General features: G+C 72.2%; 9 protein-coding genes. 2 read left to right on the plus strand and 7 right to left on the minus strand.

All coding sequences use genetic code 11. From position 1 onward, the window contains the following. The first annotated feature begins 21 nt into the window (after positions 1 to 21). Positions 22 to 333: a hypothetical protein gene (locus ACWDR4_RS17610; protein ID WP_450409401.1), complete on the plus strand. Its 312-nt coding sequence runs from the start codon at positions 22 to 24 to the stop codon at positions 331 to 333. A gap of 63 nt (positions 334 to 396) precedes the next feature. Next, a complete protein-coding gene (locus ACWDR4_RS17615) occupies positions 397 to 726 on the plus strand; it encodes a WXG100 family type VII secretion target (protein ID WP_450409403.1) in 330 nt (109 codons plus the stop codon). Between the two features lie 74 nt (positions 727 to 800). Here the strand turns inward: ACWDR4_RS17615 and ACWDR4_RS17620 are convergent, their stop codons facing one another. The 7 genes from ACWDR4_RS17620 to ACWDR4_RS17650 form a co-directional block, all read right to left on the minus strand. Beyond that, complete coding sequence (locus tag ACWDR4_RS17620) at positions 801 to 5378, minus strand: FtsK/SpoIIIE domain-containing protein (RefSeq protein ID WP_450409405.1); 4578 nt, start codon at positions 5376 to 5378, stop codon at positions 801 to 803. Between the two features lie 210 nt (positions 5379 to 5588). Beyond that, positions 5589 to 6800, minus strand: coding sequence for a hypothetical protein (locus ACWDR4_RS17625; protein WP_450409407.1), 1212 nt, complete (start codon positions 6798 to 6800; stop codon positions 5589 to 5591). Beyond that, complete coding sequence (locus tag ACWDR4_RS17630) at positions 6797 to 7306, minus strand: sigma-70 family RNA polymerase sigma factor (RefSeq protein WP_450409409.1); 510 nt, start codon at positions 7304 to 7306, stop codon at positions 6797 to 6799. The genes ACWDR4_RS17625 and ACWDR4_RS17630 overlap by 4 nt, the downstream gene beginning before the upstream one ends. Before the next feature lie 204 nt (positions 7307 to 7510). Beyond that, complete coding sequence (locus ACWDR4_RS17635) at positions 7511 to 7750, minus strand: hypothetical protein (protein ID WP_450409411.1); 240 nt, start codon at positions 7748 to 7750, stop codon at positions 7511 to 7513. A gap of 82 nt (positions 7751 to 7832) precedes the next feature. Further along, complete coding sequence (locus ACWDR4_RS17640) at positions 7833 to 8405, minus strand: hypothetical protein (RefSeq protein WP_450409413.1); 573 nt, start codon at positions 8403 to 8405, stop codon at positions 7833 to 7835. Beyond that, the gene (locus ACWDR4_RS17645) at positions 8402 to 9922 is read right to left on the minus strand and encodes an ATP-binding protein (protein WP_450409415.1); all 1521 of its coding nucleotides are present in this window, start codon (positions 9920 to 9922) and stop codon (positions 8402 to 8404) included. Before ACWDR4_RS17645 ends, ACWDR4_RS17640 begins: the two co-directional genes overlap by 4 nt. Then, entirely contained in the window at positions 9919 to 10611 is a 693-nt protein-coding gene (locus ACWDR4_RS17650; protein ID WP_450409417.1) for a response regulator, read from the minus strand. Before ACWDR4_RS17650 ends, ACWDR4_RS17645 begins: the two co-directional genes overlap by 4 nt. Between the last annotated feature and the right edge of the window lie 61 nt (positions 10612 to 10672).

Raw genomic sequence — 10672 nt, forward strand, 5'->3', positions numbered from 1 at the left:
GACCCGGAAAGGACCCCTCTCATGGTCGCCAACATCAGCCTCTCCTACACCGAGATCGAGCGCGTCGCCGGCCTGCTGGACACGAGCGTCGACCAGACCCTGGTCCCGCGCATGGACGAGGCCAAGCTGGAGGTGGACACCCTCCTGGACACGGCCCTGATCCTCCAGGAGTCCAGCCCCGCCCTCCAGGCGCAGTACGAGAAGTTCACCGTCTCCCTGAAGGAGGCCACCGACAGCATCAAGGGCTACGCCGAGCAGTTCCGCAAGATCATGGAGTCGGTGAAGGGGATGGACCACGACATCGCCGAAAAGGTCAACAGCAGCGGTCAGTAGCCCTCCGGGGCCCCTCATCAGTCCGGTAACCCGAGCAGTCGGCCAACCCCCAGGAGGATCACGATGGCAGCAGCGAATCCCGATGTCCTTTTCGACTACGACGAGATCGGCCGGGCCGCCACCACCATGGGCACCAAGCTCACCGACATCTCCAACGAACTGACCGAGCTGGAGACCACGGTGAGCGGTCTGCTCCAGGACGGCCTCGTCTTCGAGAAGGCCAGCCCCGCGCTCAAGGACGCCTACGACGCCTTCAGCAAGCAGATGAAGTCCTCGGCCGCCAACATCGGCGAGTACGGCAAGAGCTTCCAGGACATCGGCGACTCGATCGCCCAGTCCGACACGGACATCGCCAACGAGGTCATCAAGGCCCAGACCGAGGCGAAGGCCTGACGCAGGATCGATAAGAGAAAGGGGGGTGAGCCGAGCGGCCCACCCCCCTTCCTTCTCTTTCTTGCTCCGCCCGCTCAGCCGTCCAGCACCGTGAGCGGCACCTGGACCGCGATCGGCGCGCCCGCCTCGCTCGCCGTCCAGGCGCGCCCGGGGGCCAGCGGCGTACGGACCTGCTCGGAGGAGATCCGCACCCCGATGAGGTCGCCCTCCCCGATCGACTTGGGGCCGAGCAGGATGCCCCGCCGTGCGCGGCGGGCCATGCCGACCCAGCCGAGGGAGCTCATCGACTCGGGCAACCCGGCCAGGAGCAGGCCCTGTTGCCGGTCGCGCCCGGAGGTGGCGACCTGCCGGAGCACCTTGTCGGCCCCGCAGGACAGCAGCAGGTCGGCGTCGTCCACGACCACGACCACCGGTTTCCCCGCGACCGCGCGCAGGGCCTGGGTGACCGAGTCCGCCGAGGGGTCGTGGTCGCTGATGACCTGGGCGAGATCGTGCGCGGCGAGCTGCCTCAACTGCGAGTCGCGCGGGGCGAGGACGACCAGTGCCGTGCCGCCCATCAGCAGGGACACGCACATCGAGGCGAGCGTGGTGCTGCGCCCCGAGCGCGGGGGCCCGGCGACCACGAAGGAGCCGCCGCCGGCCGCGAAGTCGAAGCCGAGGGGCTCGGCCGCGTCGCCGCCGATGCCCACCAGGGCCCACAGCGGGCGGCGTCGATCCTCGGGGACGCGGTCCGCCGCCTCCTGGAAGCCGATCAGGGTGGGGAGTTCCTCGATGCGGAAGGGCCGGCGGATGACCGGAAGGGCGGAGTCGCGGGCGGTCGTGCGGCGGCCGATCTCGGCGAGGGCCTCGCCCTGGTCGGTGCCCTCCTCGGTGGGCAGCAGCGCGATCTGTGCCTCGACCCCGTTGGGGGCGTGCCAGCCGCGGCCGGGCGGGATGTGCGCGGGGACCTTGTTGCGGCCCATTCCGGCGATGTTGTAGTCGCTGAGGTCGGCCTGCTTGAGCAGGAAGCGGCTGTCGTTGTGGGCGGCGAGCCGGCCGCCCAGCAGGATGCGCTCGGAGGTGGCGATGACATGGATACCGGCCGCCGCGCCCTCCCTCAGCAGCCGTACGACCTCGGAGTAGAGCCGGCCCCCGTCGTAGTCGTCGAGCATCGCGCTGAGCGCGTCCCAGCCGTCGACGAGCAGCAGCAGATGGGCCGGGCGGCGGTCCTTGGGGAGCTTGGCGCGCAGTTCGCCGATGCCGGCGGCGCTGTGCTGCGAGACCAGACGCTGACGAGCCGTCAACTCGGCGGTCAGGCGGGAGATCAGCCGCTCCAGGCGTTCCGTGTCGTGCCGTGAGACGACCGCGCCGCAGTGCGGCAGGGACTCCAGGGAGGTGAGCCCGCCGCCGGCCGCGTCGATACCGTAGATGTGCAGGTCGGAGCTGGGGATGACGAGGGCGGCCGAGCCCGCGACGGTCCGCAGGACCTGGGTGCGGCCGGAGCGGGGTGAGCCGATGACGTAGAGATGGCCGAAGCTGGTGAAGTCGATGGTGCCGAGGCGCTGTTGCTGGAACTGCGGGACGTCCATGAGGGCGTACGGCACCAGCGGCAGCCCGCCGGGCGCGGGCGGCGGGCAGGGCGGCAGGGACTCCATGCGGACGGTCTCGGCCAGCGGGGGCAGCCAGGGGCTGCGCTGCGGCTTGTAGTCGTCGAGGAGTTCGGCCGCCCGCCCGAGGGCTTCGACGAGGACGCTCAGGTCGGTGACGGGTTCCTCGCCGCCGCCGACGTGTTCGGTGAGGTCGAACTCGTCCTCCGCCGCGGCCAGTTCGGCGGGGCGGCCCAGCCGGTTCCAGGTCAGCTCGACGCCTCGTACGGGACGGGAGGGCGTCGCCGATTCGGGGGTGGGGCCTCCTCCGGCACGCTCGGCGCCCACCCAGGCCGTCTGGAACGGGGTGGGGGCGCCGGAGCCGCGCCGGATCAGGGCACGGCCCGGGGTGGAGGGCGAAATGCTGGCCGCCTCCGGCGCGTTGATGATGTCCTGGCTCTCGGAGCGGTCGGTCACCCGCAGGGCGATCCGGAGGTTGGTGTTGGCCTTGATCTCGTTGCTGACCGAGCCGCCGGGCCGCTGGGTGGCCAGCACGAGGTGCAGACCGAGGGACCGGCCGCGCTGGGCGAGGCTGATCAGGCCGGGCACGAACTCGGGCAACTCCCGTACGAGGGTGGCGAATTCGTCGATGACCAGGAGCAGCCGGGGCAGTGCGGGCAGCTTGGGGTCGCGGGCCCGCTTGGCCCGGTACTCGGGGTGGTCCTTGGCCTCGACCTCGGCCAGTACATGTTCACGGCGGCGCAGTTCGGCGTCCAGGGAGGCCAGGGCGCGCTGGACCAGATGGCCGTCCAGGTCGGTGATCATGCCGAGGGTGTGCGGGAGTTCGGCGCACTCACGGAAGGCGCTGCCTCCCTTGTAGTCGACCAGCACGAAGGCCAGTTCGTCGGGCCGGTTGGCGGCGGCCAGCGAGGCGATCATGGTCTGCAGCAGCTCGGACTTGCCGGCGCCGGTGGTACCGCCGATCAGCCCGTGCGGCCCGTCCCTGACCAGGTCGAGGCGGAGTTCGCCCTCGTACCCGGCGCCGAGCGTGAACGCGGTGGAGGCGGGCCGGCGGGCCCAGTTGGCCGCCAGCGCGGCCGGGTCGGGCGGTTCCTGGCCGAGCAGCGGCAGCAGCCGTACGTCGGAGGGGAGCCCGGAGTCGCTGTCGACGGTGACGTCCCGTACGGGAGCGAGCGCGCGGGCGACCTCCTCGCACCAGGCGGCGTCGACGAGATCGGCCCGGACGTCCTCGACGGCGGGCACGCCGGACGCCCGTACGGTCAGCCGGTTGCCCTCCGTCGTGATGACGGCGGTGCACTCCTCGGGCAGCAGCCGCTCGCGCTCGTCCACACACAGGCTGAAGACCCGCACGCCGGGTCCGCCCGTCAGGACCTGGACGACGCCGGGCACGTCCCGCAGCCGCCGGGCGCCGTCGAGGACGACGAGGACGTCCGGCTCGCGCAGCAGGGTGTGGCCCAGCGCGGAGGTCGCGGCCGACGTCCTGGCCTGGATGTCGGCGATCAGTTCGTTGACGCGGTGGGCGGTGCTCTCCGGGTCGTTGCCGACCGCGATGACCGAGCCGCGGCGGTCGGGCCGCAGGTGCGGCAGCCAGCGCACCCAGTTCCAGGCGTCCGCGTGCGCGTCGTCGGTGAGGACGACGATCCGCAGGTCCCGGGGGCTGTGCAGGACCGCGGCCTGGGCGACGGCCCAGCAGGCCACCGTACGCGGGGTGTCGCCGGCCCCGGACAGGCCCACGACCCCGAAGTCGGCCAGCTCGACGCCGAACGGCACGTCGGCCAGGCGCCAGTGCACCTGGCGGTGGTTGGACTCGCGGGCCTGGTCGTCGATGCGCTTGAGGGACGGGCGGGTGACCGTGCCGAGCCGGAGGGTGAGGTGGTCGGGGTCGCGGCGGCGGCGCTGCCACAGCAGGCTGCCGGGTCCGGTGGCGGTGAGCAGGACGGTGGCCGGGTCGGGGAACGTGACGTTGCGCAGCTGCCGTTCCGCCACGGTCGCGTCGCGCATCTCCAGCTCCAGGGAGGCGCGGCGCAGCCGGTAGATGCGCAGGGCCTCCTCCTGCTGTTTGCGCCCGGTGCGGCGGCCCATGATCCAGTTGCTGACCGCCATCATCGGTGTGAAGAAGATGAAGATGATGAAGAAGAAGGACCGGAACAGGCTCATCATGACGAGGCCCATGACCAGCGGCATCAGCATCATCAGCAGCGGGAACGGACGGGAGCCGCGTTCGCCGGGCGGGCCCTGCATGCGGAGCTGCTCGCCGTCCAGGTGCGGGGCGATGCGCGGCGGCCGGTTGTACTCGATGGCCAGACCGTCGGCCGAGGGGTTGACGGCCGCGTCCGGGTCGAACAGCGGGCAGAGCCGCAGCAGATGGTCGCCGAGCGAGAGGTCGGCGTAGCCGGGCCAGTCCTCGGAGCCGTCGTCCGGCGGCGGCAGCCAGCCGACCGGGGGCAGCGGGGGTGCCTGCGGCAGACCGTCGGGGCCCGGCGGGGCGGGCTGCGGGGTGTGCCCGCCGGGGCCGCCGTCCTGCGGGCCCGCCGGTTCCTCGGCGGTGAGCGGTGTTCCGGTCTCCGGGTCCACGGGCGGCGGCGGGGTCAGGCTGCGCAGCCCGCAGCGGGTCGGGTCGGCGTCCTCGGGCAGCCGGTAGGTCACCGTGCCGTCCGTGCCGACGGTGATCCACACGCCCTGCTCGGGCGCGCCCCCGCCGTCGAGGCGCAGGGCGCAGCCCCGGTCGGTGCCGGCCTCGTGACTGCCCGGGCCCAGCCGCCAGGACCGCCCGGCGCCGGGCCCGCCCACATGCCGGATCTCCACCAACTCCGGGTCGGAGGACGGCGGTTCCCAGGCCCGCGTGGCGGTGCCGGCCGGCACGGGGGCACCCAGGCCGACCACGACGCCCTCACGGATGCCGCTGGCCCCGATGGGCAGGTCGGGGCCGAGCAGCCGGTCGCCCAGATACAGCTGCCCGGCCTCCAGAGCGGCACCGAGGTCACCGACCGTGGCTCCCTCGGGCAGATCCAGCAGATGGTCCGCCCGGCGCCCGGCCGGGTCGGCGGTGGTGAGGATGAGATTCACGTGGGTCCAACCGGGGGCGAGGGGTCAGTTGTGCGGGGAGGTGGTGCGTCCGCTTGGCGTGGGGTGCCTAGGGGGTCGGGGGGTTCTGTGGTGTGGCGGGTGCGGGTTCGTTGTGGCTTGTCGCGCAGTTCCCCGCGCCCCTGGGTGGGGTGCCCGGCCGTCAGTTCTGGGGGTTGAGCTCACGGGGGTCCAACCGGTGCGCGAGGGGGGTCAGTTGTGCCGGGACGTGGTGCCGGGGGTCGGGGCGGGATCCGGGCGGGGGGCGGCCGTGCGGGAGGGGGCGGAGAGCGGGGCCTCGCCGCTCTCGTGCAGGGATGTGGCGGACGTGTCGGGCGTGCTGCGGAACCCTCTGGGCGCTTCCCCCGCCGTCTCCTCCTCTTCTTCGAACAGGTCCCGCGCGTGGCGGCCGGACAGCCCGGTCGAGGCCTCGGCGGGGGGCAGGACGGGCGGGATCGAGGGCAGCACCCGTGCCACGGCGCGGCCCAGCGGGCCGCAGCGGGCCAGCAGGGGGGTCCCGGTGACGGCCACCCGGCCGTGCCGGTCGGTCAGCAGTGAGCGGACGTATCCCCGGCCGGGGCCAAGGACCACGGCCCGGACGGCGGGGCCGTCCCCGGGCGGGGCGGCGAACTCCGGGGGCAGCGGGTCCGGCAGTTCGGCCGCGATCAGTACGGGCGCGATACCGAGCCGGGGCGGGGTCTCGCGCGCGGTCCGGTAGGCGGACCGCACAGGGGGCCCGGAGTAGTCCCGGTGCACGCCCTCGGCGACGACGACCAGCGGGCTCGGCAGCCGTGCGTCGAGCTGCGCGGCGATCGCCTGGACGAGGGCTGTGGCCGCCCGGTCGTTCCCGGCGACGGAGAGTACGGGCGGGCCGACGGCCAGGTCGAGGAAGGCCGCCGACCGTTCGGCCTCACCGACGGCGACGATGATCGGGCGGACGTCGGCCGCCTCCGGTGTCACCGAGGGCAGGTCCGCGCGGGCCACCAGCCATCGCTCCGGTTCGTCCGGCTCCGCCCACCACGCCCCGTCGGGGGCGGGCACCGGCAGTTCGGTCCCGGCGAGCAGCACGGCGACCGAGTCGGAGTCCACCAGCGCGGCGTACGGACGGGCGGGCGCGGCGGCCAGCCGGGCGGCGGCCAGGGCCCGTTCGGCGTCCCGCCAGGTGCCGGGGGTGCCCAGCTGCCGTACGAGCAGGCGCAGACCGCGCCGGTGGCGGAACCATGCCCGCACCGGCGCGGTGAACGCGTAACGGGTGACTGCCGCTTCCCGGCGCAGCCGCGCACAGGCCGCGCGCCAGCCACCCCAGCGCATCGCCCACACGCGCAGCAGCAGATAGACCAGCAGCAGCACCCCGGCGATGCCGAGCACGCGATAGATGGTGTCGCTGTGCTGCCGGAAGAAGACGAAGGGGTCGGTGTTCCTCATGCCGCCTGGATCTGGTGTCGTAGCGCCAACAGGGCATAGTGGTTGCGGGACTTGACGGTCCCTTGCGGAACACCGATGGTACGGGCGGTCTCCGCCCGGGTGCGGTCGCGCAGGTGGATGTGGACCAGCACCTCGCGGTGCTCGGGCGACAGCCCCGCCAGGGCCAGCCGGACGACCTGCCGGTCGGCGACGCCGTCGGCCAGGTCGCCGGAGCTGTCCGGGCGGTGGAGCATGCCGTCCGGGATCACCCCGACCGGGACGGCCCGGTCGCGCCGGTGCGCGTCGATCGCGAGATTGCGGGCGACGCGGTAGAGCCAGGCGATCCGGCGGTCCTCGTCATGCCGGTCGAGGTCGGCGGCGGTGAGCCAGGCCCTCAGCATCGTCTCCTGCACGATGTCCTCGGCGCGGTGGCGGTCCGGGGAGGTGAGCCGGTACACGTAGCGGAGCAGCCGGGCCCGGTAGCGCTCAGCGGTGGGGGAAGAGCCGGATGACGGGGCGTGAGACATGTTCTTGGCTCCAACGACGCTCTCGGTAGGGCGGCATGGGGATACTGGGCCGGCGGTGGCCGCAGTGGCACTCCCGAGGCTATTGACATCCTGCGGATTTTTCCTATGTCAGCTTTTGCTCAATAGGAACAAATGGCAGCGTAGTCACCTCAAATAAAGCTCAGAGTTCAATTTCGAACTGGTTGCGTCAACGGACCAGTCACCCTAAAAAACGCGAAGGGCCCACGGACCGCTCGTGGGAGCCGCGGTCCGCAGGGGTGGACGTGTCGCGCGGACGACCTTGCCCCGTACGTGACCGTCGGCCGGCAACTGCTGGGCCTTCCGCACCTGCTCGACGAGCTCGTCGCCGTAGCGCACCGGGGTCGCGCCCAGGGACTCGATGAACTCCTGGCCGCCCTCGGAGCCCGTGCGGGGGAGACGGGCGCTTGAGCAGCGGGCGGCCACTCGCCGAGTCGGCCGCCGCCGACACTCAGGCGCGTGGAGCAGCGCCGCCAGAACAGGACTACCGCGGCCAGCAGCGGTGTGCCTAGCCGAGGTTGGAGGTGGCGGTGGGCCTCCGGGTCGATGCGGGGCAGGTCTCTTCGTGGCCTTCGGCGCTCCACTGGTTCTTGGCGCCTCTCACGGTGGCCTTGATGACCACCTCCACCGATTCGACGTCCGGGTCTTCGGCGTGGCGGGCGCCGGCGGCCGTACAGACCACCTGGGCGAGAGCATTCCCGATCAGTGGTTTGACAGTGACCGGGAAATCCGCCGGGTCGTCGAAGCGCAGCTCGATCGACACCCTGGCGCCATCGGACCGGACCGTCGGATCCTTCTTCAGCTTCCGCAGCAGGCTGCCCATGCCCACGCTCAGTTCGGATCTGGTCGGGCCCTGGAACAACAGCCGTACGGCCGCTTCGACGCCGGGTCGCTGGGGGATTCTGCGGGGGACCGCGACCAGGCCGAGCTTGTCCGTGAAGTAGAGCGTGGTGGTCGACCGGACACCGGTGGCGGGTTCCCCCGAGCCCACCACACCGGTCGTGGGGATGCCGCAGGCGCCGAGCAGGAGCGCCGACGAGAGAAGCAGCGCGGGCCGGACGGCCCGGTGGACAGGGCTCATGGGTGGCTCCCCTCGGACGGTTTGGCCGTATTAACCGGTTCAGGTGGGTCTTGTGGTGGCTCGTACCTTCGCAGGGGGAGTTCTACGGTGAAGACCGCGCCGCCGTGCGGGCTGTTCGCCGCCTGGATGGTGCCGCCGTGCAGGTGGACGTTCTCCGCGGTGATGGCGAGGCCGAGGCCGCTGCCCTCGGTTCTGGTGCGGGCCGTGTCCGATTTGTAGAAGCGGTCGAAGACATGGGGCAGGACGCTTTCGGGGATGCCCGGTCCACTGTCCAGCACCTCGATGACCGCCCGCCGGCCGTCGTCCGGGTGTTCCCACTCGTAGAGGCTCAACCGTACGGGGCGTCCGCCGTGGCGGAGGGCGTTCCCGACCAGGTTGGCGACGATCACGTCGAGGCGGCGCGGGTCGAGGCTGCCGCGGAGGGTGTCCGGCGGTGGAAGCCGGGTCTCGACCGTCTCCAGCCAGGCGCGGGAGGCGAGGGTGCGCCGGACGGAGTCCGCGAGGTCGATCTCGTCCAGGTGCAGACTTGCCGCGCCCGCGTCGAAGCGGGAGATCTCCATCAGGTCCTCCACCAGCCGGGCCAGCTTGACGGTCTCCTCGCTGATGAGCCGTACGGCGGTGGCGGTGTCGGGGGCGAGATGGGCCGCGTCCTCGTCGAGGATGTCGGTGACGGCCGACATGGCGGCCAGCGGGGTGCGCAGTTCGTGGGAGACGTCGGCGGCGAAGCGGCGGGCGCGTGCCTCCATGCGGCGCAGTTCGGCGACCGACTCCTCCAGCGCGGCGGCGGTCTCGTTGAAGGTGTGGGAGAGGTCGGCGAGTTCGTCGGAGCCGTTGACGGCGAGCCGGGTGTCGAGGTGGCCCTCGGCGATGCTGCGGGTGGCCCGGCGCAGCTCGCGTACCGGCCGCAGTACGCCACGGGCGGCGAGCAGCGCGAGCAGTACGGCGAGGACCAGCGCGAGAACCGTGGCTCGCTCGACGGCGGGGACCAGGGCCTGGACGTAGGCCTGTTCGGTGGTCTGCGGCACCGTCAGGAAGACGTCGAGCCCGGACGGGTCGGACGTGGGCTGCTCCGCGGTGCCGAAGGTGACCGGCAGGCCGACGACGAGTGCGGGGCCGCTGTGTGTCGTCACCCGCTGGAAGACGGTGTTCCCGCCGGAGGCCACGGCCGTGCGCAGGTCGGACGTCAGCTGCTCGAACGGGTCCTGAGGTGAGGAGGTGGCGCTCAGGCCCCCGTAAGTGGCCAGCACGCGCCAGTTCTTCGACGGTTCGGAGCGCGCCAACTGCTGTGCGAACACGTCCAGTTGGTTCTGGTCCGGGGGAAAGGCGAGGTCGGCGGCGAGGGTGTCGACATGGTCGCGGAACTGCCCGATCACCGCGTCCTGGCTCTGCTGGAGCACCCCCGTGCGCGCCTCCCGGAACGTCAGGGCGCCGGTGCTCAGGGTGGAGACGCCGGCGACCAGGAGGAAGGCCACCAGCAGTCGGCCGCGCAGACCGCGCAGCGGCGGGGGCGCCTTCACCGGGTCCTGAACTGGTAGCCGAAGCCGCGCACCGTCTGTATGTAGCGCGGCTGTCCCGGAGGCTCGCCCATCTTGGTGCGCAGCCGTTTGACGCAGGCGTCCACCAGCCGTGAGTCACCGTGGTAGCTGTGCTCCCAGACGGCTTCCAGGAGCTGCTGCCGGCTGAACACCTGACCGGGCGAGGCGGAGAGGGTCAGCAGGAGCCGCAGTTCGGAGGGGGCGAGGGCGACCGGTGCGCCCTGGTGGGTGACGGTCAGCGCGGCCCGGTCGATGGTCAGTTCTCCATGGGTTTCTGTCTTCGGCGTGGTTCCGTCGGCGGGTGGGCCGCCGACCCGTCGCAGGACGGCGCGGATACGAGCTTCGAGCACGCGGGCCTGGACGGGCTTGACGACGTAGTCGTCGGCTCCCGCTTCGAGTCCGACCACGATGTCCACGTCGTCGCCCCGGGCGGTCGCCATGATGATCGGAACATGGTCGTCGGCCCCACGGATGCGGCGGCACACGTCGAGCCCCGACATACCGGGCAGCATCAGATCGAGGACCACGACGTCCGGCCGGAACGACCGCAGTTGCTCCAGTCCGACCTCACCCGTCCCGGCGGCGGCGACGTCGTGCCCCTGGCGGCGCAGCGCGAGCTGGACACCCTCACGGACAGCGCGGTCGTCTTCGATGAGCAGGACACGTGGCATGTGCTCAGTATCCGCAGAACACCAGGCCAGGCCGGGGCTGTTACGGGACGATCACATACTC

It is taken from the genome of Streptomyces sp. NPDC000878, from assembly GCF_053599695.1.